The following is a 24,975-nucleotide window of genomic DNA, read 5'->3' as shown; positions in this document are numbered from 1 at the left end:
CCCGCTGGCGGGCGATGCTTTTTCGCCTTGACGTCCTCCGTTGCACCAGAGCAGGAGCATCGCCCGCCAGCGGGCTCCTACAATCACGTCTCCGACATACCGGATTGCCGCCATGAGCAAGCAAAGCCCCGTCATTGCCCCGTCCATCCTCGCCGCCGATTTCGCGCGGCTCGGCGAAGACACCGCCGCGGCGCTCGCCGCCGGTGCCGACTGGGTGCACTTCGACGTGATGGACAACCATTACGTGCCGAACCTCACGATCGGGCCGATGGTGCTGCAGTCGCTGCGCAAGTACGGCATCACCGCGTCGATCGACGTGCACCTGATGGTCAAGCCGGTCGACCGCATCGTGCCGGATTTTGCCAAGGCCGGCGCCAGCCTGATCAGCTTCCATCCGGAGGCGAGCGAGCACATCGACCGCACGCTGGGCCTGATCAGGGAATCGGGCTGCCAGGCCGGCCTGGTGTTCAACCCGGCCACGCCGCTGGACTATCTCGACTACGTGATGGACAAGCTCGACCTGATCCTGATCATGTCGGTGAACCCGGGCTTTGGTGGACAGAAGTTCATCCCCGGTGCGCTGGAGAAGCTGCGTCAGGCACGCGCGCGCATCGACGCCAGCGGCCGGGCGATCCGGCTGGAGATCGACGGCGGCGTCACCGCGCAGAACATCGGCGCGATCGCCGCGGCCGGCGCTGACACCTTCGTGGCCGGCTCGGCGATCTTCCACGCGCCGGACTACCGCGCCGAGATCGCCGCCATGCGCAAGGCGATCGCCTGAGCATTCCCGCCGCCATGCGCAAGGCGATCGCTTGAGCATCCCCGCCGCCATGCGCAAGGCGATCGCCTGAGCATTCCCTCGTCGTGCGCAAGGCGGCCGGCTGAGCGTCAACCGTCGGCGGCGCTCGCCGCGGGGCACGTGCGCATAAAAATCCCGACGCAGTGAACGGCTGCGTCGGGACAAAACGTCATCGGAGACGTGAGAGGGAACACCATTGATTGGTGTGCCGGCACGACCGCTTCACAGGGAGGATCGGCCGTCGTGCCGGCACGTTCCACGGCAAGGGGAACGGTACCAATCAGTAATGTTGACCGGGGTGTTCCGGTTTGGTTCCCGGGAGATTCCTGAACGGCCCGAAGCCCGCTGCGACGCGGTTCCGGTCGAAAAAATCCCCTCGCGGGGAGGGGAAGGCCGCCACCATGCGGGACGGAATGCGGGTGGCGCGGCAGCTACAGCGGCAGCCAGTCGGGATCGGCCGGCTCTTGCCCCGCATCCGGCACGACTCCCTTCGTGCCGGATGCACGGTCGCCTTCCACGGAGAAGGGATTGAACGAGGATGGGTCGCGACCGGGTTGGTCCATGGCGTTCGCCTCAAAGACTGAGCAGCAGCCCGAGCAGCAGCGCACCGATCGCCAGCACGGCGCGCAGCGGCTCGAAGCCGTGCAATTCGGCGTTGGGATCGCGGTCGGGGGATGGGAGCTGCGGCATCGTTGAGTGTCCTGCGGATGGCTTGAGGCACATCAAACCGCCGGCGTGGGCGCTGGCGCCGGCACAATCGGGCCGAGCGGCTGTCGCCGTATGGCAAAACGCGGGCAGCCGCGCCGCGCGGCTTGCGTACGCGCGATTCGCATAGCACGCTGCGCGCACCACCACAGGGAGCGCGCCATGGGCCGCAGCATTGCCATCGTCGAAGACGAACCGTTGATCCGTGCCAACTACGTCGAGGCGCTGAACCGCTTCGGCTACGACGCGCGCGGCTACGGTTCGCGCCGGGAAGCGTCCGGCGCGTTTGCCATGCGCCTGCCCGAACTGGTGATCATCGACATCGGCCTGGGCGACGAGCCGGAGGGCGGCTTCGACCTGTGCCGCGAGCTGCGCGCGAAGTCGGCGACGCTGCCGATCATCTTCCTCACCGCGCGCGACTCGGATTTCGACGTGATCTCCGGCCTGCGCCTGGGCGCCGACGACTACCTCAGCAAGGACACCAGCCTGCACCAGCTGGCTGCGCGCATCGCGGCGCTGTTCCGCCGCATCGAGTCGCTGAAGGTGCCGGCGTCCAGCGAGACGGTGATCGAGCACGGGCCACTGAAGCTGGAGTCCGAGCGCATGCGGATCAGCTGGAACGGCGAGGAGGTTCCGCTCACCGTCACTGAGTTCTGGATGGTGCACACGCTGATCCGCTTCCCCGGCCACGTGAAGAACCGCGACCAGCTGATGCGCGAGGCCGAGTTGGTGGTGGACGACGCTACCATCACCTCGCACATCAAGCGCATCCGCAAGAAGTTCATCGCGGTGGCGCCGGAGTTCGATGCGATCGAGACCGTGCACGGCGTCGGCTACCGGTGGAAGCCGTGAGCCGGCGCATCGGGCTGGCGTTGCTGCTGTGCGCGTTCGCCACGCTGGCGCAGGCGGCCGGCAAGGATGACGACGTGCTGGCGCGCGGCGCCCGCGACGGCAGCGCGCCGGCCTGGGCGATCGCCGTCGCCACGCCGGCCGGCTGGACGCGCGACTGCTGCACCTATGCGCGCGCGATCGGCGTCGACGCCGTGCTGTACCAGGGCGAATGGAGCGGCAAGCCGCAGCGGGTGATGGTGCTCAACGTGTGGCCGCGCCAGCTGTCCGCCCTGGCTGACGAGGTGCAGGCCGACCGCCAGCGCTACCTGCAGCACGATCCGGCCAGCAAGGTGTCCGGCTTCGCCGTGCGGCACCCGGCCATGCCGTGCGAGGCCTCGGTCTATCAGGGCAGCGACCGCATCGACGACGTGCTGGTGTTCTGCGATCCGGGCGCAGCCAGCGGCGTGCGGCTGAGCTGGTCGATGGCGTTCGACGACGCCGACCCGTCGCGCCGCGCGCTGCTCGACGACTTCATGCGCGTGGTGGTGGCTTCGCGCTGGATGAAGGATGTCGGGGCGCCGCCCGCGCATGGCCACTGACCGCCGGTTCCGATGACCCTGCGCCGCAAACTGCTGCTGGTCGCGCTGTGCACGCTGGCGCTGCCGGTCGCCGGCTGGCTGTACGTGCGGCAGATGGAAACCCTGCTGCGCGAAGGCCAGGCACAGGCGCTGCTGGCGTCGGCGAATGCGGTGGCGCGCAGCCTGGTGGTGACCGGTGCGGTAGCGCCGACATCGGGCCGGGGCTGGTACGTGCAGCCGGCGCCCTCACCGATCACCATCGATGGTTACGGCGACGACTGGGCGCCGCTGACGCCGTGGAGCCAGTCGCTGGGCGCGCGCGGCAAGCTGCTGCTGGCCGCGGACGACGACGGGCTGTGCCTGTACGCCGACGTGCGCGCCACCCGGCGCACGCGCGCCGACGCCGACGACGCGAACGCGCTGGCCGCCGACCACCTGATCCTCGCGCTGGGCAATGCGGAGGGCCGGCGCCGCTACCTGCTGGCCAGCGCGGCACCGGGGCCGCTCGCGGCGCGGCCGCTGGATCCGCCGGTCGACGGCCTGCCCGAGCTGATCACCGCGCAATGGCAGGAGGACGGCAGCGGCTATCGCGTCGAGTTGCGCCTGCCGCGCGGGCTGCATCTGCGCACGCTCGGCGTCGGCGTGTACGACGCGGCGGCCGGCGGCGACCGGCTGGCCGCCGATGCGCGGCCGCTGCTCAGCTACTCGGACAAGCTTTCCGGCGAACTGGCGCAGCTGGTGCCCGATCGCGTGCAGGCCCGCGTGCTGGCGCCGCAAGGCTGGTTGCTGGCGCGCAGCGGCCGCCTGAACACGGCGCCCGGCAGCGACGGCCAGCCGGGCTGGTTCGCCGCGCTGGTCTACCGTTCGCTGCTGGCGACCCGGCTGGAGGATGCGAACCTGTGGGCGCAGGACGTGCCGCGGCTGGATACCCGCGAAGTCGCCGCGGCAGGCATCGGCAAGCCGGTGTCGGTCTGGCGCAGCGGCGAGGAGCGCGGCAGCGTGGTGCTGGCCGCCGCGGTGCCAATCGAACATGCCGGCCAGGTCGACGGCGTGCTGCTGCTGGAGCAGGCCAGCCGCACGGTGCCGCTGCTGGCCAACCGCGCACTGTTCGGTCTGCTGCTGACCAGCTTCGGCGTGCTGCTGGTGGCCGGCGGCATCCTGCTGCTGTTCGCTACCCGGCTCAGTCTGCGGCTGGGTCGCCTGCGCAACGCGGCCGAGCACGCGCAGCTCAACGACGGACGTCTGGACGGCTTGTTCGAGCGCGGGAAATTCCCGATGACCGACGCGCCGGACGAAATCGGCGACCTGGCGCGCAGCTTCGAGCGGCTGTTCGAGGTGGTCGGCAGCTACACCGACTACCTGCGCACGCTGGCCTCGAAGCTCTCGCATGAACTCAACACGCCACTGGCGATCGTGAAATCCTCGCTGGACAACCTCGAACATGCCGCGTTGCCGGCCGAGGCGCAGCCGTACCTGGCCCGCGCCCGTGACGGCGTGGCGCGGCTCGGCGCGCTGGTGCGCGCGATGAGCGAGTCGAGCCGGATGGAGCGCGCGATCGCCGCGGCCGAACCCGAGGACGTCGACCTGCGCGAAGTGGTGCGCGGCTGCGCCGACGCCTACCGCCCGCTGATCGGCGCGCGCCGGCTCGACTGCATGCTGCCCGACGCGCCACTGCACCTGCACTGCGCGCCCGAGCTGGTCGCGCAGGCGCTGGACAAGCTGCTCGACAACGCGCTGTCGTTCACCCCGCCCGACGGCTGGCTGCGGCTCACCCTGCGCGGCGCGCCGGACGGCGCCGAGATCGAGCTGGCCAACCAGGGCCCGCCGTTGCCCGCGGCGATGCAGGGCCGCTTGTTCGATTCGCTGGTCAGCCTGCGCGACAAGACCACCCCCGGCGGCGCCCCGCACCTGGGCCTGGGCCTGTACGTGGTGCGGCTGGTGGCCGAACGCCACGGCGGCGTGGCCAGTGCACGCAACCTCGACGACGGCAGCGGCGTGGCGTTCTCGCTGCGCCTGCACGGCATGCCGCGGCAGCGGCTGTAGCTTCTGGTCCCGTCCCCCCGGCAAAGCCGGGGAGAGGGTTAGGGTGAGGGGTGTTCTTGCCTTGGACGTCCATACCCGTACCGCCCCAGCCTGCTATCTTGAGCAGCCCGTTCCCGTACAGATGGTTTATCCGTGATCTCCCGAGACGAATTCGACGCGCTGGTTGCCCAGGGCCACACGCGCATCCCGCTGGTGCGCGAGGTGTTTTCCGACCTCGATACGCCGTTGTCGGTGTACCTGAAACTCGCTGACGGCCCGTACACCTTCCTGTTCGAATCGGTCGAGGGCGGCGCCACCTGGGGGCGCTATTCGATCATCGGCCTCCCGGCGAAACGCGTATACCGCTTGCGCGGGCATGAGCTCGAAGTGGAGGACTCCGGCGAGGTCACCGAGCGCCGCCATCTCGACGACCCACTCGCGGAAATCGAAAACCTGCGCGCGCAGTACGACGTGCCGCGCTTGCCGCAGCTGCCCGCATTTAGCGGCGGCCTGGTCGGCTACTTCGGCTTCGAGACGATCGGCTACATCGAGCCGCGGCTGGCGCAGTGGGATCGCTTTGATGAGCTAGGCACGCCTGACGTGCTGCTGATGCTGGCCGAGGAAGTCGCGGTGTTCGACAACCTCAAGGGCCGGCTGTACCTGATCGTGCACGCTGACCCGGCGCAGCCGCAGGCGTACGCCGAGGCGCAGCGCCGGCTCGACGCGCTGGTCTACCGGCTGCGTCAGGGCGGTGCCTCGTATCCGCAGCTCACCCAGTCGATCGCGCTGGACGAGGGCGACTTCAAGTCCTCGTTCACGAAGGACGAGTTCGAGGCGATGGTGGAGAAGGCGAAGGAATACATCCGCGCCGGCGACATCTTCCAGGTGGTGCCGTCGCAGCGGCTCAGCGTGGGTTTCAACGCGCGGCCGGTCGATGTGTACCGCGCGCTGCGCGCGCTGAACCCCTCGCCGTACATGTACTTCGTCGACCTCGGCGAGACCCAGATCGTGGGCTCCTCGCCGGAGATCCTGGCGCGGCTGAAGGACGGCAAGGTGGTGGTGCGCCCGCTCGCCGGCACGCGCAAGCGCGGCGCCACGGAAGAAGAAGACCAGGCGCTGGAAGCCGAGCTGCTGGCCGACCCGAAGGAGCGCGCCGAGCACGTGATGCTGATCGATCTCGGTCGCAACGACCTGGGCCGGATCAGCGAGACCGGCAGCGTCGAAGTGAGCGACTCGTTCGCGATCGAGCGCTACTCGCACGTGATGCACATCGTGTCGCAGGTGCAGGGCACCGTGCGCGACGGGCTCAGCTACATGGACGTGCTGAAGGCCACTTTCCCGGCCGGTACGCTCAGCGGTGCGCCGAAGGTGCGCGCGCTGGAGATCATCCAGGAGCTGGAGCCGTACAAGCGCAACATCTACGGCGGCGCGATCGGCTGGATCGGCTGGTGGGGCGACGCCGACACCGCCATCGCGATCCGCACCGCGGTGATCCACGGCGGCCGCCTGCACGTGCAGGCCGGCGCCGGCATCGTCTACGACTCCGACCCCGCCGCCGAGTGGGAAGAGACCATGAACAAGGGCCGCGCGCTGTTCCGCGCGGTGGCGCAGGCGGCGAAGGGGCTGTAGCTCCCCCCAGGCCGACCTCGATCAAGGGGCAGTGGAAACCCCGTGCGCTGCGTGCACCGGATGGTGCGCGAGCATGGCCGCATAGAGTGCAGCGCCGTAGTGAGGTACGTGCCGCGGGGGCCGCATGTCGAAATGCGGGCTGGCGGCGGAAAGCGCATCGCGCAGCGGCGCCAGCAGCAATTCGCCGGCATTGAACGCGCCGCCGGACCAGGAAACCGGCACGGGTTCGTCCGCTTCGAAGCGCAGCGCCAGGCGCAGCGTGTCGCAGATTCGAGCCAGTTCCTGGCCGGCGTCGCGGAAAATGTTCGCGGCGACGGCATCGCCGGCTCGCGCGGCCTCGGCCACCTGGCACGACAGTTGAGCCAGTTCGCCGCGGGCGTAGGCCTTGCCGCCGTAAACATGGGCGCAGATGTCCAGGTCGTTGTCGAGCTGGAAATGTGCATTGAGGATGGCGTGCAGCGGACCCTTGGGCAGGCGTCCGTCGCTCATGCGCGAGTAGGCGTTGAGCCCGCGCATGGCGATCCAGTAAGCCGAGCCTTCATCGGAAAACGCCTCGCCCCAGCCGCCGGCGCGCGCCGCGATGCCGCGGCGCTGGCCGTAGCCGATCGAGCCGGTGCCGGCCACGATGTTGATGCCGTCGGTACAGGCCAGCGAGCCGGCCCAGCCGCAGACCATGTCGTTGTCGCAAGCGTAGCGATGGTGGCCCAGGACCGCCGCGGGACATGCTTGCAGCTGTGCCGTGGCGCGGCTGTCCTCGCCGTAGGCGGGCAGTCCGAAGAAGGCGTAACCGATGTCGGCCAGCGTCAGGTCGGCTGCGCCGAGCACGCTGGCCACGCCTTCAGCCAGGACGGCATGCACGCCATCCAGGCCGACATGGGGATGGTAAGTCGTGCCGAGCTCCGCCTCGCCAAGCAAGCGGCCGTCGCCGTCGATCAGGGCGAAGCGGGTCTTCGTTCCGCCGCCGTCCACGCCAAGGTAAGCCACCGGATTCATGCGTTCGTCACGTACAGGCGTACGCCCTGGACGACGCGGTTCACCACGCCCGCGGGGTTGGGATTGTCGGGGGCCACGCCCATGGCGCGTGCGCGGAGGAAGGCATGGATCTGCGCGATGGCGACGCAGGGCCACAGCAGGTCCAGATCGACGGCGCCGGCCATCGCGGGCACCGTGATGCCGTCGGCGCCCGACGCCGTGCGCGGCCGTGCGCTCACCTCGACGATGCGCGTCGCGCACCCGTCGCGCCGCAGTTCGTCCACCAGATCCAGATCGTAGCGGCGGGTAAGTTCGTCGTTGGACACGAAAACCATCACCAGGGTGCGCCCGGTGATGAAGGTCTTGGGGCCGTGGCGGAAGCCCAGCGGCGAGTCGAAGCAGGTCGCCACCGCGCCGTTGGTCAACTCGCCCAGTTTCAGCGACGCCTCGCGGGCCAAACCCTGCAATACGCCGCTGCCCAGATAGACGACACGATCGTACCGGCCGAGCGCCAGTTCGTGCAGCAGCGGCAGTGATTCCCCGATGACCCGTCCGGTGGCGCCGGCGATGGCGCCGATGCGCCCATCCATGGTGCCGGCCGGCAGTAGCGCGGCCACGACGGCGTACATCATGCAGCTGAAGCTGGAGGTCATGGCGAAGCCGGTGTCGTGGGTCTCGGCCGGCAGCAGCAGGGTCATTGCGTTGGCCGCTGGCACTTTGCCCAGCGCACCGTCGGCGTTGCAGACAATCAGCAGGTGGCGCACCTCGCGCACCAGCGATTCGGCGAGTTCCACCGCCGCCAGGCTTTCGGGGCTGTTGCCGGAACGGCCGAAGGAAACCAGCAGCAGCGGCTGCTCCGGGTTCAGGTACAACGACGGGGCACACACGATGTCGGTGGTCGGCACCGCGTCCACGCGCGCGGCCAGCGTACGGTTCAGCAGCGGCGCCACGCACTGGCCGATATAGGAGGAACTGCCGGCGCCGGTCAGGATCACCCGTGCGGCAGGGTTGTCGATCAGCGGTGCGGCAAAGGCCCGGATCTTCGCGTGCAGCCCGGCCACCAGGGCATGGGTCCGCTGCAGCATCTGCGGTTGCTGCTCGATTTCGCGCGCGGTCCAGATCGCGCCGGTGGCGATCAGGTCGGGCTCGGTCAGGCCCAGGTACTCAGTGGGTGTCATGGTCATGGCATGCATGGTGGTAGTCGTCGAGTGCGGCACTGACGTGTGCCATGGTCAGGGACAGCGGGTCGCGCGTCGCGATGCCGATGCGCAGGGCGTGCAGCGCATGCGGCAGGAACTGGCTGATCAGCGGGATCGGCGGCGGGTTCGCGCGCAGGTTGTCGAACAGGCGCTGGCGGGCCTGCTCGATCGCCGGGTCGGGCCAGTAGTAGCGGATGCGGTCGCTGAGGCTGTACTGCAGGTCCACGGTCAGCGCATGGTCCCGGCTGTGGTAGTAGCGCTGCCAGTAACCGGGCTGCTCGCGCATGCGCGCCAGCACCACCTCGCGCAGGCGCGCGCGGCGGGCATCCTCGATCCATGCCTGCTCGATCGCATCCAGTGCCCAGAATGCCTCGCGCAGGGCGAAGGTCAGGCCAGGCCCGACCTTGAGGATGGCGAAGTGGTCGCGCACCAGCGATCCCAAGGCATCGCGGGTCTGGTAGTCGGTCGAATGCGCCTCGAACACCATGCCCGGTACGCCGGTGATGGCTTCGCTCAGCTCACGCGCTTTCTGCGGCTGGTAGTCCACCACGTCGTGGTGGTCGAACTCCACGCCGGGTTGCACCACCGAGGCAATCACCCGCTGCCAGGCCGATGCCAGTCCCACGGCGATGAACGCCTGGCGATGCGCCTCGATCGTGGCCAGCGCGGCCTGCGGCGTGGTCACGGCCAGGCCATCGATGGACTCGGTCGCACCGCCCGGCACCGGCACCTCGGTGCCGATCACGTACACCGGCGCCTCGTCGCCCGCCCCGGCGTGGGCGGCTTCGGCGGCCCGGCACAGGCGCACCGCGCGGCGCACGATCTCGGCTTCCGGCAGCGGCTCGGGATCGCCGCGGCAGGCCATCGAGCAGTCCAGGTGGATCTTGCGGAAACCGGCGGCCACATAGGCGCCCACCATCACCTCGGCCTTGTCCATCGCTGCTGCGGCGTCCAGCGACGTCCACGGGTTGGGCCCCAGGTGGTCGCCGCCCAAAGCGATACGCGCATGGTCGAAGCCGACGCGGTCGGCGATGGCGTGGACGAAGGCGACGAAGTCGGCGGGCGTCATGCCGGTGTAGCCGCCGTCCTGGTTGACCTGGTTGCAGGTCGCCTCGAACAGCACGAACGCCTGCCCGCTGCGTTGCGCGTGGCGCAGGCTGGCTTCGATGACGATGGGATGCGCCGAGCAGATCGAGGTCACGCCGCTGGCGTGTCCCTGCTTGTGTCGCGCGATGAGGTCGAGCAGAACATCCATGGGGACGAATCCATTCAGGGGAGTGGAGCGGGTGAGTCGCGCTCGGGCTCGGGTTCGAGCACCAGCAGCAGCGAGGCAATCAGGGCCAGCACCAGGCCAACCATTTTCAGCGGGCCCGGCACGACGCTGGCGAACAGCAATGCCAGCACGGCAGTCACCAGTGGGGCGCCGGCATTGGTCAGTGGCGCGATCACGATCGCCTTGCCGTAGCGGAAGGCATAAACCAGGGTCAGCGCGCCGACGGCGTTGAGCAGCTGGATCGCCGCGGTCATCCACGGTCCGTCCAGGCCCATGTTGACCGGCTGCGTCCAGTCGGTCATGGCCAGCGCCGCCGGCGCCAGCAGCAGTGCGCCCAGCGTCATGTAAAAGAAGATGCTCTCGGCGCGCACGGTGTTGTTGGCCAGGCGCATGAAGTAGGCCTGCAGGCCCCAGGCCAGCATGATCAGCAGCGATTGCAGGAACCAGCCCAGTCCTCCGCTCGTGCCGCCGCCGAACGACAGGTCCATCATCGGCAGCGCCAGCAGCGCCAGCGCGATGCCCAGCGTGCCCGTCCAGCCGGTGCGCTCGCGCAGCAGGAGGAACGACAGGGCAATCGTGACCACCGGCGACAACGCGATGATCGGGAACACGAAGTAGGCCGGCCCGATGGTCAGGGTGTGGAACAGCAGCATCTGTCCGCCGGCACCAAGCAGGCCGATGGTCAAGCCGTAGATCACCGCGCGCGGCGAACGCTCCAGCACCCAGCCGCTGCGCCAGAGGATGTACAGCGCCGGCGGAATCATGGTCAGCGCCCACACGCAGTACACCAGCGTGTCGGGGAAGCCGTGCTGCGACGACAGCGGCGACAACGCACCCCACACGCCCCACAGTGCGACGGTCGCCAGGGCAAAAGCCAGCCACGGACGGCGGCTTGGCGCGGCGGCGGCATCGATCACCGAAGTGCTCATGCGTGAGCCGCCAGCGGCGTGGCCCGCAGCAGCACGAAGCGCTTGAACGCTACCCGCAGCGTCGCGTCGGACGCCGCCACTTCGCCCAGGTCGACCTCGTTGAACAGATCGCGCACGCGGTAGCGGCCGGCGCCGAGGCCGCGCAGTTGCACCGATCCATTGAAGCTCTCGGCGTAGAAGGCGTAGTACATCGCTCCGTCCTTGGCGATGACGTGCGCCTCGGGCTTGTCGAAGCCGATGTCGTACAGCGTGCCCAGGTACTCGCCCTTGGGCAGCATGTGCTGCTTGTACAGGGCCACCCACTTGCGCCAGAGCATCTCCTTCTCGGTGGTGAGCTTGTAGCCGCCCGGTGGCAGGGGTTCGGCGGGATGCTCGGTGTCCCTTGGCCAGGTGAACTTGGAGGAGACCACCGCACCGATGCCGACGGTGGATGCGAAGTCGTCGCCACCATCGGACAGTTCCACGTGGTCGCCGGCATAGCTGCTGCGGGAGTCCATCAGCGCCTTCATGGTCTTGCCCTTGCTGCGCACCTGCCACGAGGACAACGGATCGGACGCGGGGTACTGGTCGGTGGCCGGCAGGTTGTGGAAGGCGAAGACGGTGCCGCAGGGACACAGCTCGACCACCGCCTGCGGGTTGGCCTCGTGCGCGGCCCGGTGGATGGCGCTCCAGAACGTGGCCAGTCCCTCGACCGAATCAGTGGGATGGGCATGCTTGTGTGCGGGGTTGTAGCAGGGCGCCACGGCGTTGAGGTGCTGGCCATCGAACTTGATGCCCTCGAAGCCCCAGTCGCCGATCACCTTCTTCACCAGCGCCACGTAGTAATCGATGGTCGGCTGGTAAGCCGGGCACTGGGTCAGCGCATTCCACCAGGTGATGGTCTGGTAAGCGCCGTTCTTGTCCAGCAGCAACATGTCGACGTGGTCGTGCAGCACGTCGCTGCCCGGGTCGGCGGCCAGCGGCGCTATCCACAGGCGTGGATGCATGCCCTGGCTGCGCACCTTCGCGGTGAAGTCACGCATGTCGGCGTCGCCGCGGGGGAACTTGCGCGTGTCGATGCGCCAGTCGCCCTCGTTGGTCTGCCAGCCATCGTCCAGCACCACCCACCCGAAGCCCAGTTCGCGGGCCTTGGGCACGGTGTCCATGATCTGCTTGATGTTGAAGTCGCGCCCGTAGCCCCACGTGCACCAGACCGGCGCGAAGGCCGATTCCGGCGCCAGCGGCGCGACGAGGCCCTCGGCCTGCATGTACTGCCGGTACTGCTGCAGCGGCGCGAAATAGTCGCCGGTATGCACGGCAAGCCAGGTGCGTTCGGTGACCAGGGTCTGGCCCGGGGCCAGGGTGGAGGCCTGCGGCGACTCGACCGCGATGTGCGCGCCGTCGGCGGTCCTGTGCACCGGCAGGTCCAGCGAACGCGCCACCGGTTCCACGTGGCCGACGGCCAGGCCGACGTCGCGGCGCCAGATATCGGCCATCGGGATGCCGCCGCCGTAGTCGGACGAGTCCATGCCCAGCGCGTTGCGCTGGTCGAACCCGTCGGCAAGCGGGCGTACCCAGTCGCGGCGGTCGGTGTGGGTCGCGCCGGCGAAGGTCCAGAACCCGCCGGGCGCGTCGTCCAGTTCATGCGCGGCGTTGCGCCAGCCGGCGACCTGCAAGGCGGCGGTACCGTGGTTGCGGTAGCGGGTCTGCAGCACGGCCATGCCGGGCAGGTTGTCGAAGAACGTCACCGCCACCTCCTTCTCGAGGTGGCGGCTGGAGCGTCCGGTCGTGATCGACTGACGGCCAGTGCCGTGGCGCGCGTCCGTGATCGGCTGTTCCTTGTGGCCGGTGATGGCGAAGTCCTCGACCGAGCCGTCGGTCAGCAACAGGCTTTCGCTGGGTTGATAGGGCGTCAGCGGCTTGCCGTGGGTCACGAGGCTGGTGTGCAGCTTGCGGTCGAACGCAATCGCCAGGACCGCGTCCCGGACCACGACACCGGCACCGCCATCCCCGCTGGCGCGCTTGCTGCCGCGGAGCGGAGCTGCCAGCGCTTTCGGCAGGGAGGCCCAGGCCACGCCACCCGCTACGCTGCCGGCAAAGAGCTTCAATACGGTGCGTCGTCCAATCGGGGACATGATGGGCTCCAGTCGAGGTGTTGTTCCGATTCTGCGTCAGTTCCAGGTATTGCTGCAAGCGTTTCGTTTCGATATGGTATGAAATAGTTTCGTTATATTACGGGTAATAAGATGAGCATGGTGCTCCGCCGCATGATGATGGGCCTGGTCGCGGTAGCGATCTCACTTTCCGTTGCCGCCACTTCGCCTCTGTCGAAAACGGCGGACACCGCCGCCGTTGCGCACAGCTATTCCATGGCGGACTTCACCCGCGTGCGCAAATACGACGCCCACGTCCACGCCAACAACCCGAACAGGGCGTTCCTCGAGCAGGCCCGCGCGGACGGCTTCGAATTGCTGTCGATCAACGTCGACTATCCGGACTTCCCCAGCCTGGAACGGCAGCACGCCATCGCCCTGACCCTTGCAGCGAAGGATCCGCAGCATTTCCATTGGGCCACCACGTTTTCCATGAAGGGCTTCGGTACGCCGGGCTGGACCGAACGGGTCAACGCGAGCCTGGCCCGGGATGTGGCCAAGGGCGCGCTCGCGGTGAAGATCTGGAAGAACGTGGGACTGGTGGAGAAGAACGCCGACGGCAAGCTGATCATGCTCGACGATCCGGGCCTGGCGCCCGTGGCCGGGCAGGTCCGCGCGCTCGGCGTGGCCCTGATCGACCACCAGGGGGAGCCGCGCAACTGCTGGCTGCCGCTCGACCAGATGACCACCGACAACGACCGCGAGTACTTCAGCGAGCATCCGCAGTACTACATGTACCTGCACCCGGATCAGCCGAGCTACGAAGAGCTGATGCGCGAGCGCGACCGCTTCGTCGCCGCGCATCCGAAGCTGCGCTTCGTCGGCGCGCACCTGGCCAGCCTGGAGTACGACGTCGACCGGATCGCCGCGTTCCTCGACCGCTTCCCCAACACCACCGTCGACATGGCCGCACGCATGAGCCAGGTGCAATACCAGTCGGTGCGCGATCGCGAGAAGGTGCGGAACTTCTTCATCCGCTACCAGGGCCGGGTGCTGTACGGCACCGACCTGACCTTTGCCGCGGACGCCGATCCCGCGGAATTCAGGCGCGAGGCGCATCGGGTATGGAGCTCCGACTGGCGCTATCTGGCGACCGGCGAAACCCAGCGGGTGGACATGATCGACGCCGATGTGCCGGGTCTCGCGTTGCCGCGCGCGGTGGTGGACAAGATCTACTACGCCAACGCCGTGCGCGTCTTTGCTGCGCCCAGGCCGGTCGACTGAAGGGCTTACGCCAGCTTCAGCTCGAAACCGAGTTGCTGGCTGGCCTGGATGATTTCCTCCGGCGCGCCGGTGTCCGTGATCAGCATGTTCAACGCGGCAACGGGGATGATGCGATGCAGACAGATCTTGCCGAACTTCGAGCTGTCCGTGATGGCAATGACCAGGCGGGCGGTCTCCACCATCTTGCGGTTGAGCAGCGCCTCGGGCTCGTAATGGGTGGTGATGCCGCGCTCCAGGTCGAAGCCATCCACGCCAAGGAACAGCTTGTCTACATGCAGCGCGTCCAGCGCTTCGACGGTCAGCCCTCCATAGAACGCCATGCTGCGGCGTCGCAGCTCCCCGCCGAGCATGACGATGGTGATGTTGTTCTTGGGGGCAAGCGCAGTCAGCACGCCGTAGTCGTTGGTGACCACGGTGATGTCGATGTCCTGAACCGCTTCGGCCAATTGGATGGCCGTGGTACCCGAGTCGATGACGACCGTGTCTCCGGGCTTGATCAGTGCCGCGGCGCAAGCGCCTATGCGACGTTTCTCATCCAGGTGGGTGGTGCATTTCGCTTCGTAGTTGGGCTCGGCCGAGGCACCGTTCATCACGCCACTGTCGATCGCCCCGCCATAGGCCCGCGCCATGACTCCGCGTTCGGCCAGATAACGAAGATCTTTGCGCACGGTCTGCGCGCTCACACCGAAGCGGTGAGCAAGGCTGGTGACCTGGACGCTGCCATGCTGGCGGACGAGTTCGCTGATCTGGAGGCGTCGTTGACTGGTGTCGCGGGTGGCGGTCATGGGGGGATTCCTGCGGGTGTCCAAATTATGCCGTATTTCGTTGTATTTCGCTATTGATGTATAACGAAACATGATATAGGCTCGGTTTCGTTGTTTAGCCAGCAGGTCCGTCGCCTAGCCCCTGGAGGAGAGCCAGTGAATACCGCGCCCCTACACCGAAACACACTGTTTTATGGAGTTGCGTTTGCCCTGCTGATGCCTGCGACAGCCCTGTCCCAAGCCACGCCAGGCAGCGCGCCCGCAACGCAAGAGTCGCAGACAACACAAGAGTCGCAGACAACACAAGAGTCGCAGACGTCACCGTCGGATAAAACGGCGCAGACGCGCGACAACGTGACCGATTTGGGAGCGGTGGTGGTCACCGGCGTGCGCGCCAGCCTGGCGCGCTCGACCGAACTCAAGCGCGACGCCGGTACCGTGCAGGATTCGATCAGCGCGCTCGAGCTGGGCAAGTTCCCCGACGACAACGTGGCCGATTCGCTCAGCCACATCACCGGCGTGTCCATTTCGCGTACTGCCGGTGGCGAAGGACAGAGAGTCAGCGTACGTGGCCTGGGCCCGGAGTTCACGCTGACCACCTTCAACGGACGCATCCTGGCCACCGACGGCGCCGGCCGCGATTTTGCCTTCGATGTATTGCCGGCCGACGTGATCAGTGGCGCCGACGTGATCAAGGGCGCCCAGGCCTCACTGACCGAAGGGGCCATCGGCGGCCTGGTCAATCTGCGCTCGGCCAGTCCATTCGACCAGAAGGGCCAGCACGGCATCGTGCGCCTGGAAGGCGATCGCAACCTGATGTCCGAACTCAACGGAAGCAAGCTCTCGGCCACCTACAGCAACACCTTCGCCAACGACACCATGGGCGTGCTGCTGGGCGTGGTCTACGCCCATCGCAAGGATCGCACCGACATTGCCGGCAACGATGGCGGCTGGACCCGGAACCCGGATCCCAACGACCCCAACTGGTGGGGCAACGCCTGGGGCGGCAACATCGACCCCAACGGCAACGGCGTACTGGATCCGAACGAATATGGCCTGATCGCCCCGGGCCAGTTCCGGGTTGGCTCGATCATGGAGGACAAGAAGCGCAGCGCCTTCTCCGGCAAGTTCGAATGGCATCCGAGCGACAACGTGCGCATCGTGCTGGACGGCCTGAAAACCCGCCTCGACTCGCCGCACGTGGCCTACCAGCAATCCTACTATCCGCTGTTCGCACCGGGCCGCTGGTCCGACATCACCGTGCAGAACGGCATCGTCACCGGCTTCACCATGAACAACCCGGATCCGGAACTGCGCCTCAATCCGGAACTGCTGAACCAGACCGAATACCGCGTGGTCGACACCGACCTTTACGGTCTCAACGGCGAGTGGAAAGTCACCCCCGACCTGACCCTGACCGGCGACCTGTACCGCTCCACCTCGAAGCGCCACTCCGGTGGCCAGGACACCTACGCCGTCCTGCGCATGAACCTGCCCAACACCGCCCGCATCACCCTGGGCCCGAATGCGGTGCCCAATGTCGATGTCCAGTTCAACGACGGCCGCAACCTTGCCACGGGCCTGGCCAACGGCCAGTTCACCGAGTCGGACTTCAACACGCATTACATGGAGTTGAGCGGCGACAACATCGAGGACAAGATCACCGGTGGCACGGTGGCTGGCAACCTGCTGGTCGGCCGCTGGGGCGTGGACCGCCTGCGCTTTGGCGCGACCCGCACCGACCGCAGGAAGTCGCGCGACCTGATCAACAACACCCTCAACGGCGGCGCCGACTACTACTCCGGAAACAATGCCATCAACGTGGCCGACCTGGGCGCCGGAGTGATCTCGCACAGCTTCCACCTGCCGCACTTCATGGATGACGTGAACAGCAGCTTCCCGCGCAGCTTCGTGGCCTTCGACGTGCCCAACTACCTGGCCCGGCTGCAGGCCTACGACGGCCACCTGCGTCCGGACGGCACGCCGTACAACTATGCCCTGGCCGGCCCGAAATGGAACCCGCTGCAAAGCTACCGGGTTCGCGAGAAGACCGATGCCTTCTACGTGCAGGCGGACATGTCGGGCGACCGCTGGGACGGCGACATCGGCGTGCGACTGGTGAAGACGAACACCAGGGCCCAGGCCTGGGATGCCAAGATCCTGAACATCACCAAGAACGGCGCGTTCAACTACACGGCAACGTACGCTGCCCCGACCCCGGTCGTCCAGAACGCCGACTACACCTTCCTGCTGCCTTCGGCGAATTTCACCTGGCACTTCACCGACCAGTTGCAATTGCGCCTGGGTGCGGCCAAGACCATGGCCCGCCCGCCGGTCGACCAGCTCGCGCCGACCAACACCACCGCGAGCGTGTCGTGGGGCGAGTTCACCCAGGTCTACGGCGGCAATGCGCACCTGAAGCCCTATAGTGCGGCGCAGGGAGACATGTCGCTGGAGTGGTACTTCGCCGACCATTCCATCGCCAACGTGGCCGTGTTCTACAAGCGCATCAAGAACCAGATCACCACCAGCTGGGAGCCGGGCCAGGACATCGGCGTACCGGGTTACCTGTTCAACGTCATGCGTCCGATCAACGGCGATTACGCCAAGGTCAAAGGCCTCGAGGCCGGCCTGCAGCACTTCTGGGAAAGCGGTTTCGGCGTGAATGCCCAGTACACCCGCAACTGGTCGCGCAGCTGGGTGAATGGCGAGGAACGCCCGCTCGAGGGCATCGCCCCGGCGACCTATTCGCTGGGCGCGATGTACGAGAAGGGCAAATGGTCGCTGGGCGCCAACGCGGTCCGCACCGATGGCTTCGTCACGGCGATCAACGTAATCGGCACCGGCTACAACACCCAGGCCGCTGCGATCACCTGGTTGACCGCACACGTGACCTACGAAATCAACGACATGTTCAGCATCAGCCTCCAGGGACAGAACCTGCTGGACGATGCGCAGACCTACAGCATCAACGGCAACCCGCTGCTGTCGCAGGGCTATAACCGATATGGCCGGTCTTTCAATCTGGGAGCGAGCTTGCGGTTCTAGAGCGTCGATGGGAACCGGTGGCTCCCGCGGAGGTATGTGGTTTGGGGCTGGCGAACGCTTCGGTATCAGTCCGGTTGCGGAACTGGGCCTGGCTTGTCGCTGGCTGTGATCTGCAGCGCGAGGTTGTACAGGATGCGCAGGTCCTCATCGTCCAGCACGTCACCCTGCATGCCGCGGAAGTGATGGTGGAACGCACGTACCGCGGCGGCGCGGTCGTCCAGCGGGTAGCCGATCGCGGCCAGCGCCAGCCATGGGTCGAAGCCGCTAGGCGGATCGATCAGTGCGCCGCGCGGCCAGCGGCCGTAGCCGGCGTCGGCCAGTTGCCGCCACGGGAAGCGCGGGCCGGGGTCGTCCTTGCGGCCGGGGGCGAGGTCCTCGTGGCCGATGATCTGCGTACGCGGGATGTGCAGCCGCGTGCTGAGGTCGGTCAGCAGGCGCAGCAGGCTGTCGATCTGCGGTTGCGCGAACGGCGTGGCGCCGTCGTTGTCCAGTTCGATACCGATCGAGGCGGAATTGATGTCGGTGATCGTGCCCCAGTGCCCGGGGCCGCCATGCCACGCGCGCAACTGGTCGGATACCAGCTGGTAGATGTGGCCGTCGGCGCCGATCAGGTAATGCGAGCTCACCGGCCCGCCGCTGTTCGCCGTGCGCAGGGTGTCCAGGCTCTGCTGCACCGACTGCTGCTGGGTGTAGTGCAGCACGATCAGCACCGGCCGGCGGATGTCGTGGTTCGGCGACGGCACCCAGGTCGCCAGCGGGTTGCGCGGCGGCAGCGGCGCGCAGGCGGCGAGCAGCGCGAGCAGCGCCAGCAGGGCCGCGCGGCGCAGCTGGCGGGGCAGGGCGAACGGATCACGCATCGCTGACGGTTCCTTGCTCCATCACTGCAGGTACGGCGCGGCGATCGCCAGCGCGGTGCGGTACGGTTCCGGCTCGTTGCGGTTGCTGAGCAGGATCACCGTGAGGCGTTGCTTCGGCCAGCGCACGATCACGTTGCGGAAGCCGATGCTCTCGCCGGAGTGCCACAGCGTGTCGCCGGTGATGCGCCAGCCGTAGCCGTAGCTGGCCTCGTATGGCTCGCCGGTGACCTTCACGTGCGGGCTGAAGGCGAGCTTGCGCGAGGTGGTGCTGAGCAGGCGGTCGTCGTACAGCGCGGCGTCCCACTTGGCCAGGTCGTCGATCGAGGAATAGATGCCGCCGTCGCCGCGGGTGGCGCTGGTGACGCTCTGGTCGGTGCGCGTCCAGCCGCCGTTTTCTTCGCTGTAGCCGTAGGCGCGATTTTCCACCTCGGGGCCGCCGCGCTCATACAGCAAGGTGTGGTCCATGTGCAGCGGCTGGAAGATGTGCTGCCGGAGATACAGCGGCAGGCTGATGCCGGAGGCGCGCTCCACCACCAGGCCGAGCAGCACGTAGCCGGAGTTGCTGTAGCGGTAGGCCGTGCCGGGCGCGAAATAAGTCTTCGGCGTGGCGGACAGCAGGCGCAGCACGTCGTTGTCGCTGACCTGTCCGGTGCTGCCGGGCGGAATCAGGTCCTCGTAGTCGACCAGGCCGCCGGTGTGCGTCAGCAACTGGCGCAGGGTGACCGCGGCCGTCGTTTCCGGCAGCGAAGGTAACCAGCGGCGCACCGGATCGTCGAGCTTGAGGCGGCCGCTTTCGGCCAGCAGCAGGATCGCCGTGGCGGTGAACTGCTTGCTCACCGAGGCGAGCCGGTAGTTGGTGGCCGGCGTGGCTTTGCCTTCGTCCTCGAGATTGGCCAGGCCGTAGCTGCGGCGCACGATCGGCTTGCCGTCCTTGAGCACCAGCAGCGAGGCGCCAGGGACGTCGCCGCTATAGCGCTGCATCAGTGCGTCGATCGGGTCGACCGGCTTGATGCCGCTGGCGCAGCCGCCGAGCAGCAAGGTCAGTGCGAGGCCAGCAAGCAGTTTCGGCATGGCGGAATCCCCCCTGTTCGTGGTGCCGTCATTGCACCGGCACGTCGTAGATCGTGTGCGGCGTCGGCTCCGGCGAGAGCGTGTAGTGCCACCACTCCATCGGGTAGTTGCGGAAGCCTTCGCGCCGCATCGCGTCGCGCAGCAACTGGCGGTTGGCGTGTTGCTGCGCGGTGACGTCGGGCGCGTCGGTGTGTGCGCGCACGTCGAAGAAGTCGAAGTCGGTACCCATGTCCAGCGCTTCGCAGCGCTTGCCGTCGGCGGCGCAGCGCTCAAGGGTGAGGTCGATGGTGGCGCCGCGGCTGTGGCCGGAGACCGGCGCGATGTAGTCGCCGAGCAGTTTCGACTTGTCCAGCGTGGGGTAGTGCTGCGGCTTGGTGCGCTGATCGTCGAGGTCGTGCGCCCAGCGCACGAAGTGCGCCACCGCGCGGGCGGGGCGGTAGCAATCCCAGATCTTCAGGCGCCGGTGTTGCGTGCGCAGTTCGTGCTCGACCCGCGCCAGTGCCTCGGCGACCGGGCGCAGCAGCAGGCACTTCGGCGCCAGGTAGCCGTCCACCGGCGCACCCACGAAATTGTCGCTGCCGGCGTACTTGATGTCCTCGGCCATGTCCGGCACCAGGCTGCGGATATCGACCAGGTTGGCCGCGGCGGCAGTCGTCGCCGGCGACAGGGTGGGCGGTTGCTCCGCGGCATGGGCGCGGCCGGTGGCGCCGAGGGCGACGAGCAAGCCGAGCAGGAGCAGGGGACGGCGGGTCGAGATAATCATCGGTGGCAACCCCCACGACGCTGGAAAGCCAGGTCTTCGTAGTCGGAGCTGAAATCGCCTTGCGGGTCGAGCTTGGCCATGCGCAAGGTGATCGGCTGGCTGGCGGTGGCCGCGTGGAAATCCAGCCACGCGTCCAGCTCGCCGCTGTCCCAATGCACCAGGTAGCGGTCGCCCAGGCGCATCACCGTGCCGGTCAGCGTGGGCGACTTCGCGGCGGCGAAACGCAGCTTGCCGTCGCGCGGGCACAACGAGACATCGCCGAACCACGGGTCGCGGTATTCGCCGGTCCAGGAGGCCAGCTCCGCCGTGGTGGCCGGCCGTTGCGCCGAGGTATCCGGGGCGGTCGAGCCGGCGGGGCGCTGCGCGGCCTGCCGCTCCAGCGCGTCGGCATACCAGTTCACGTCGCGCGGTTCGTCGGGTGCGGTGAAGTGCTTGACCAGCATTTCGCCGAGCACGGTGCGCGCATCGTCCGCCTCGCCGTTGATCATGAACACGAAGCCGCTCTTGCGGTCCGGCAGCAGCGCCAGCATCGAATACATGCCGTTCAAGGTGCCGGTGTGCCAGACCAGCCACTGGCCGTCGACGTCGGCCATGCGCCAGCCGTAGCCGTAGGCCATCACGTGGGTGTTGTCCCAGGCACGGCGCTGCTCGGAAACGGGGATCAGCATGTGCGGCGCCTGCAGCACGCTGCGTTGCACCGGCGACAGCCACTTCAGCTGCGCCGTGCTGGGCACCAGCCAGTTGCGCGCCCAGGCCAGCATGTCGGTGAGGTCGCAGCGGATGCCGCCGGCGGCGGCCGAGGTGATCGCGGGAATCGTGGCGTCCTCGGGTATTGCCACGTTGCGGCCGCCCTCGCGGCGATGCGGCGTGGCCACGTCGCCCACCGTGTCGCGGTTCCACGCGCCGACCTGGCAGCGGTCCAGGTGCAGCGGCTCGAACACTTCGCGGCGCATCAGCGTTTCGTACGGCGCGCCGCCCGCGGCGGCGGCGACTTCGCCGGCCACCACGTAGAGCAGGTTGTCGTACTGGTATTGCGCGCGGAAGCTGTAGCCGGGCTTGATGAAGGCGAGGCCGTGGATGATGTCGGCGCGGGTGAACGCGTTCGGTTCAGGCCACAGCATCAGGTCGCCGCCGCCTTCGGGCAGGCCGCTGGAATGGGTGAGCAGGTCGGCCACGCGCATGTTCGCGGTGACCCACGGATCGTGCATGCGGAACTGCGGCAGGTACTTCATCACCGGATCGTCCCAGCGCAACTTGCCCTGGTCGACCAGCCGGCCGAGCAGGGCGGTGGTCATCGCCTTGCTGTTGGAGGCGATCTTGAACAGCGTGCGCGGGGTGATCGGCTGGCCGGAGCCGGCGACGGTCTCGCCGGTGGTGCGCACGTAGACGACCTGGCCGTGCTCGATCACGCCGACGGCGATGCCGGGCAGGTGATAGCGGGCGATGGTGGCGTCGACGATCTTGTCGAGCGCCCTGGTTTCAGGTGTTGCTGTGCCGGCGTGGGCGCTGGCGGCCGTCAGGACCAGCGCGGTGGCGAAGAGCCAACGGCGCCCACGTAGGTTGGGGTGAGCGAAGCGAACCCCAACATGCTCTCGGTGCGGCGGAATTTGTTGGGGTTCGCTTCGCTCACCCCAACCTACGAATGCGTCAACGGCGGCTGCGTCAGCGCTGCGCATGGCGCTCGACCTCACTCCATACGCGCAGCAGGTTGCCGCCCCACAGCTTGGCGATGTCGGCGTCGCTGAAACCGGCGCGGCGCAGCGCGGCGGTGACGTTGCGGGTTTCGCCGGCGTCCTTCCAGCCGATGATGCCGCCGCCGCCGTCGAAGTCGGAGGCGAGGCCGACGTGGTCGATGCCGGCCACCTTCACCATGTGCCGGATCTGCTTCACGTAGTCGTCCAGGGTGGCCAGCGGGTATTTTTTCTGGATCTCGGCCATGCCGGCTTCCATCTCCGGCCGGTAGTCGTCGCTGTCGCTGTCGTACTCCTTCTCGCCGGCCTGCTTGGCGATGGCGTTCTGCAGTTTCTTTTCGGCGGCCTCGCGGCCCGGGTCCTTCTTCAGGAATTCCTTGTAGGCCACGGCGTCGATCACGCCGCCCTTGGCGGCGATCGCGCGCAGCAGGTCGTCGGGCAGGTTGCGCGGGTGGTCGAGCACGGCGCGGGCGCCGGAGTGCGAGGCGATGAGCGGCGTGCTGGACAGCTTGAGCGCATCGCGCACGCAGTTGTCCGAAGCGTGGGAGATGTCGACCAGCATGCCGAGCTGGTTGGCGCGTTTCACCACAGCGCGGCCGAAGTCGCTCATGCCCTTGTCGCCGGCGCCGTTCATCGCCGGCTCGCCATGCTCGGTATCGGGTAGCGAGCTGGTGCACAGGTCGTTGTTGCCGACGTGGACCAGGCCGACGGAGCGCGCGCCGCGATCGAACGCGGCGTCGAGGCGGTGGATGTCGTGGCCGAGCGAGTAGGCGTTCTCGATCTCGATCGTCGCCGAGAGCAGGCCGGCCTTGTGGTTGGCGAGCAGCTGTTCGGGCGTGGTGGCCAGGCGGATGCGGTCGGGATACATCATCAGCATGCGGCCGATGCCGTCGTATTTCTGGCTGGCCTGTTGCACCGCCTTGGCGTAGCCGGCGGCGTCGAGCTGGTGCTGCGGCACCCAGACCACGAAGAACGCCGCGTTCAGGCCGCCGCGCTCCATCTTGCCCAGGTCGACCAGCAGGCGGGTATCGTGCCCGACGTCGAAGCGCGGCTCGCCCATGTAGTTGAAGGGGATGTCGACATGGGTGTCGATGGTGATCGGCGGATCCTGCTGTGCTTGCGCGGGCAGCGTCCCGGCGACGCTCAAGGCGGCGAGGAGGGCGAGGCGGACAGTCGTGTTCATGGCGTTTCCCAGTTCCGGGCCGGCTGTTCACCGGCGATCATGTCCTCGAAGTGCTGGCGCCGCCGCACCACGGCGTAGCGGCCCCGCTGCAGCAGTACCTCGGCGGCCAGCGGCCGCGAGTTGTAGGTGGAGGCCATCGACGTACCGTACGCGCCGGTGGCCTTGATCAGCAACAGGTCGCCGGCGGCGCACTCGGGCAGTTCGCGTGCGCGGGCGAAAGTATCGCCGGTCTCGCACACCGGGCCGACGATGTCGTAGGTGGCCAGCAGGCGCCGCTCGTCCGCTACCGGCACGATGTCGTGCCAGGCGTCGTACAGGCTGGGCCGCTGCAGGTCGTTCATCGCCGCGTCCAGCACCAGGAACGTGCGGTCGATGCCGGGTTTGACGCGGATCACCCGGGTCAGCAGCACGCCCGCCTCGGCGACCAGGTAGCGGCCCGGTTCCAGCAGCAGGCGGCCGCGGAAACCGGCCAGCGCCTCGCGGATCGCGCCGACGTAATCGGCCGCGGCCACCGGCTGGTCCACGCCGGCGCGATAGCACACGCCCAGTCCGCCGCCGACGTCGATGCTGTTGACCGGATGGCCGGCCTGCTCGAGTTCGCGCCAGAACGCGGCGACCCGCTGCAGTGCCAGCCGGAACGGTTCGACGCTGAGGATCTGCGAACCGATGTGCACGTGCAGGCCGTCGAGCTGCACGTGGGTGAGCTGGCTGCGTTCGGCGAACCAGCGGCGCGCCTCGTCGATGCTGACGCCGAACTTGTTCTCCGACTTGCCGGTGGAGATCTTCGCGTGGGTCTGCGCGTCCACGTCGGGGTTGACGCGCACGGCGGCGCGCGCGGTCGTTTCCTGCGCCTTCGCGACCCGCTGCAGGGTATGCAGTTCGTCCAGCGATTCGACGTTGAAGCGCATGATGCCGACGTTCAGCGCGCCGGCGATCTCGTCGGTGCTCTTGCCGACGCCGGAGAACACAATGCGCTCGGCCGGCATGCCGGCGTTGAGCGCGCGGCGCAGCTCGCCGACCGAGACGATGTCGGCACCGACGCCGGCGTTCGCCATCAATTGCAGGATGGCGAGGTTCGGGTTGGCCTTGACCGCGAAGCAGATGGTGGCGTCGAGGCCGGTCAGCGCGGCCTGGAGTTCGCCGATGCGCTGGTGGATCGCGCTGGCGGAGTAGGCATGCAGGGGCGTGCCAATCCGCTGCGCCAGGGCCTGCAGGTCGACCCCGTCGAAGTGGCGGTGGGCGTCGTCCGCCTGCGTGGCAGTTGCCGTCGTCGTCGGGCGGCTGGTTGTTGGCGTGGACATGGCC

General features: G+C 67.9%; 19 protein-coding genes. 7 read left to right on the top strand and 12 right to left on the bottom strand.

Going from position 1 to position 24,975, the window contains the following annotated elements; all coding sequences use genetic code 11:
* Nucleotides 1–112 precede the first annotated feature (112 nt).
* The 5 genes from rpe (at nt 113) to trpE (ending at nt 6,564) form a co-directional block, all read left to right on the top strand.
* Nucleotides 113–781 (top strand): ribulose-phosphate 3-epimerase, encoded by a 669-nt coding sequence (rpe, locus tag RHOOR87_RS0107015; RefSeq protein ID WP_007509679.1) that lies wholly within the window; start codon nt 113–115, stop codon nt 779–781.
* Between the two features lie 885 nt (nt 782–1,666).
* Nucleotides 1,667–2,356 (top strand): proteobacterial dedicated sortase system response regulator, encoded by a 690-nt coding sequence (pdsR, locus tag RHOOR87_RS0107000; protein ID WP_027484614.1) that lies wholly within the window; start codon nt 1,667–1,669, stop codon nt 2,354–2,356.
* Nucleotides 2,353–2,934, top strand: a complete 582-nt coding sequence (locus tag RHOOR87_RS0106995) for a hypothetical protein (protein ID WP_027484613.1) — start codon at nt 2,353–2,355, stop codon at nt 2,932–2,934. Before pdsR ends, RHOOR87_RS0106995 begins: the two co-directional genes overlap by 4 nt.
* Before the next feature lie 12 nt (nt 2,935–2,946).
* Nucleotides 2,947–4,956 (top strand): ATP-binding protein, encoded by a 2,010-nt coding sequence (locus tag RHOOR87_RS0106990; protein ID WP_027484612.1) that lies wholly within the window; start codon nt 2,947–2,949, stop codon nt 4,954–4,956.
* Between the two features lie 132 nt (nt 4,957–5,088).
* Nucleotides 5,089–6,564, top strand: coding sequence for an anthranilate synthase component I (gene trpE, locus RHOOR87_RS0106985; RefSeq protein ID WP_027484611.1), 1,476 nt, complete (start codon nt 5,089–5,091; stop codon nt 6,562–6,564).
* 21 nt (nt 6,565–6,585) lie between these two features.
* Here the strand turns inward: trpE and RHOOR87_RS0106980 are convergent, their stop codons facing one another.
* Genes RHOOR87_RS0106980 through RHOOR87_RS0106960 form a run of 5 tightly spaced genes read right to left on the bottom strand, consistent with a single transcriptional unit; the run spans nt 6,586 to nt 13,051 of the window.
* Complete coding sequence (locus RHOOR87_RS0106980; RefSeq protein ID WP_027484610.1) at nt 6,586–7,557, bottom strand: BadF/BadG/BcrA/BcrD ATPase family protein; 972 nt, start codon at nt 7,555–7,557, stop codon at nt 6,586–6,588.
* On the bottom strand, nt 7,554–8,714 hold the full coding sequence (locus RHOOR87_RS0106975; RefSeq protein WP_043795414.1) for an SIS domain-containing protein: 1,161 nt from the start codon (nt 8,712–8,714) through the stop codon (nt 7,554–7,556). The genes RHOOR87_RS0106980 and RHOOR87_RS0106975 overlap by 4 nt, the downstream gene beginning before the upstream one ends.
* Nucleotides 8,701–9,990: a D-tagatose-bisphosphate aldolase, class II, non-catalytic subunit gene (locus RHOOR87_RS0106970; RefSeq protein WP_027484609.1), complete on the bottom strand. Its 1,290-nt coding sequence runs from the start codon at nt 9,988–9,990 to the stop codon at nt 8,701–8,703. The genes RHOOR87_RS0106975 and RHOOR87_RS0106970 overlap by 14 nt, the downstream gene beginning before the upstream one ends.
* Nucleotides 9,991–10,004: 14 nt before the next feature.
* On the bottom strand, nt 10,005–10,937 hold the full coding sequence (locus RHOOR87_RS0106965) for a DMT family transporter (RefSeq protein WP_027484608.1): 933 nt from the start codon (nt 10,935–10,937) through the stop codon (nt 10,005–10,007).
* Nucleotides 10,934–13,051, bottom strand: a complete 2,118-nt coding sequence (locus RHOOR87_RS0106960) for a glycoside hydrolase family 36 protein (protein ID WP_027484607.1) — start codon at nt 13,049–13,051, stop codon at nt 10,934–10,936. The genes RHOOR87_RS0106965 and RHOOR87_RS0106960 overlap by 4 nt, the downstream gene beginning before the upstream one ends.
* Nucleotides 13,052–13,162: 111 nt before the next feature.
* On the opposite strand from RHOOR87_RS0106960, the gene RHOOR87_RS0106955 reads away from it, so the two are divergent.
* The gene (locus RHOOR87_RS0106955) at nt 13,163–14,293 is read left to right on the top strand and encodes an amidohydrolase family protein (RefSeq protein ID WP_015448806.1); all 1,131 of its coding nucleotides are present in this window, start codon (nt 13,163–13,165) and stop codon (nt 14,291–14,293) included.
* Nucleotides 14,294–14,298: 5 nt separating this feature from the next.
* On the opposite strand, the gene agaR is transcribed toward RHOOR87_RS0106955, so the two are convergent.
* Nucleotides 14,299–15,078 carry a transcriptional repressor AgaR gene (gene agaR / locus RHOOR87_RS0106950; RefSeq protein WP_007509667.1) on the bottom strand — a complete coding sequence of 260 codons (780 nt, stop codon included), beginning with the start codon at nt 15,076–15,078 and terminating at the stop codon, nt 14,299–14,301.
* Between the two features lie 333 nt (nt 15,079–15,411).
* On the opposite strand from agaR, the gene RHOOR87_RS0106945 reads away from it, so the two are divergent.
* Nucleotides 15,412–18,105: a TonB-dependent receptor gene (locus tag RHOOR87_RS0106945; RefSeq protein WP_231381739.1), complete on the top strand. Its 2,694-nt coding sequence runs from the start codon at nt 15,412–15,414 to the stop codon at nt 18,103–18,105.
* Nucleotides 18,106–18,170: 65 nt separating this feature from the next.
* On the opposite strand, the gene RHOOR87_RS0106940 is transcribed toward RHOOR87_RS0106945, so the two are convergent.
* From RHOOR87_RS0106940 to lysA, 6 genes are read right to left on the bottom strand one after another with little or no spacing between them, the layout of a single operon-like run.
* Nucleotides 18,171–18,962, bottom strand: coding sequence for an N-acetylmuramoyl-L-alanine amidase (locus tag RHOOR87_RS0106940; RefSeq protein ID WP_027484606.1), 792 nt, complete (start codon nt 18,960–18,962; stop codon nt 18,171–18,173).
* Nucleotides 18,963–18,983: 21 nt separating this feature from the next.
* Entirely contained in the window at nt 18,984–20,033 is a 1,050-nt protein-coding gene (locus tag RHOOR87_RS0106935) for a serine hydrolase domain-containing protein (RefSeq protein ID WP_027484605.1), read from the bottom strand.
* Nucleotides 20,034–20,061: 28 nt separating this feature from the next.
* Complete coding sequence (locus RHOOR87_RS0106930) at nt 20,062–20,796, bottom strand: M15 family metallopeptidase (RefSeq protein ID WP_007509658.1); 735 nt, start codon at nt 20,794–20,796, stop codon at nt 20,062–20,064.
* Nucleotides 20,793–22,472 (bottom strand): serine hydrolase, encoded by a 1,680-nt coding sequence (locus tag RHOOR87_RS0106925; RefSeq protein ID WP_027484604.1) that lies wholly within the window; start codon nt 22,470–22,472, stop codon nt 20,793–20,795. Before RHOOR87_RS0106925 ends, RHOOR87_RS0106930 begins: the two co-directional genes overlap by 4 nt.
* Nucleotides 22,459–23,670, bottom strand: a complete 1,212-nt coding sequence (locus RHOOR87_RS0106920; RefSeq protein WP_027484603.1) for a dipeptidase — start codon at nt 23,668–23,670, stop codon at nt 22,459–22,461. The genes RHOOR87_RS0106925 and RHOOR87_RS0106920 overlap by 14 nt, the downstream gene beginning before the upstream one ends.
* Entirely contained in the window at nt 23,667–24,971 is a 1,305-nt protein-coding gene (gene lysA, locus RHOOR87_RS0106915; protein ID WP_027484602.1) for a diaminopimelate decarboxylase, read from the bottom strand. The genes RHOOR87_RS0106920 and lysA overlap by 4 nt, the downstream gene beginning before the upstream one ends.
* Nucleotides 24,972–24,975 lie beyond the last annotated feature (4 nt).

It is taken from the genome of Rhodanobacter sp. OR87 (genome assembly GCF_000473345.1).
Classification (GTDB): Bacteria; Pseudomonadota; Gammaproteobacteria; order Xanthomonadales; family Rhodanobacteraceae; genus Rhodanobacter; species Rhodanobacter denitrificans.
Note: the sequence above shows the minus strand (reverse complement) of the source record. Positions and strands in the feature narration are given on the sequence as shown.

What these genes read in the sequence shown, in the direction of transcription:
- rpe (WP_007509679.1), top strand. Translation starts at nt 113, where the DNA reads ATGAGCAAGCAAAGCCCCGTCATTGCCCCGTCCATCCTCGCCGCCGAT.
- pdsR (WP_027484614.1), top strand. Translation starts at nt 1,667, where the DNA reads ATGGGCCGCAGCATTGCCATCGTCGAAGACGAACCGTTGATCCGTGCC.
- RHOOR87_RS0106990 (WP_027484612.1), top strand. Translation starts at nt 2,947, where the DNA reads ATGACCCTGCGCCGCAAACTGCTGCTGGTCGCGCTGTGCACGCTGGCG.
- RHOOR87_RS0106980 (WP_027484610.1), bottom strand. Translation starts at nt 7,557, where the DNA reads ATGAATCCGGTGGCTTACCTTGGCGTGGACGGCGGCGGAACGAAGACC.
- RHOOR87_RS0106975 (WP_043795414.1), bottom strand. Translation starts at nt 8,714, where the DNA reads ATGACACCCACTGAGTACCTGGGCCTGACCGAGCCCGACCTGATCGCC.
- RHOOR87_RS0106970 (WP_027484609.1), bottom strand. Translation starts at nt 9,990, where the DNA reads ATGGATGTTCTGCTCGACCTCATCGCGCGACACAAGCAGGGACACGCC.
- RHOOR87_RS0106965 (WP_027484608.1), bottom strand. Translation starts at nt 10,937, where the DNA reads ATGAGCACTTCGGTGATCGATGCCGCCGCCGCGCCAAGCCGCCGTCCG.
- RHOOR87_RS0106960 (WP_027484607.1), bottom strand. Translation starts at nt 13,051, where the DNA reads ATGTCCCCGATTGGACGACGCACCGTATTGAAGCTCTTTGCCGGCAGC.
- RHOOR87_RS0106955 (WP_015448806.1), top strand. Translation starts at nt 13,163, where the DNA reads ATGAGCATGGTGCTCCGCCGCATGATGATGGGCCTGGTCGCGGTAGCG.
- agaR (WP_007509667.1), bottom strand. Translation starts at nt 15,078, where the DNA reads ATGACCGCCACCCGCGACACCAGTCAACGACGCCTCCAGATCAGCGAA.
- RHOOR87_RS0106940 (WP_027484606.1), bottom strand. Translation starts at nt 18,962, where the DNA reads ATGCGTGATCCGTTCGCCCTGCCCCGCCAGCTGCGCCGCGCGGCCCTG.
- RHOOR87_RS0106935 (WP_027484605.1), bottom strand. Translation starts at nt 20,033, where the DNA reads ATGCCGAAACTGCTTGCTGGCCTCGCACTGACCTTGCTGCTCGGCGGC.
- RHOOR87_RS0106930 (WP_007509658.1), bottom strand. Translation starts at nt 20,796, where the DNA reads ATGATTATCTCGACCCGCCGTCCCCTGCTCCTGCTCGGCTTGCTCGTC.
- RHOOR87_RS0106925 (WP_027484604.1), bottom strand. Translation starts at nt 22,472, where the DNA reads ATGCGCAGCGCTGACGCAGCCGCCGTTGACGCATTCGTAGGTTGGGGT.
- RHOOR87_RS0106920 (WP_027484603.1), bottom strand. Translation starts at nt 23,670, where the DNA reads ATGAACACGACTGTCCGCCTCGCCCTCCTCGCCGCCTTGAGCGTCGCC.
- lysA (WP_027484602.1), bottom strand. Translation starts at nt 24,971, where the DNA reads ATGTCCACGCCAACAACCAGCCGCCCGACGACGACGGCAACTGCCACG.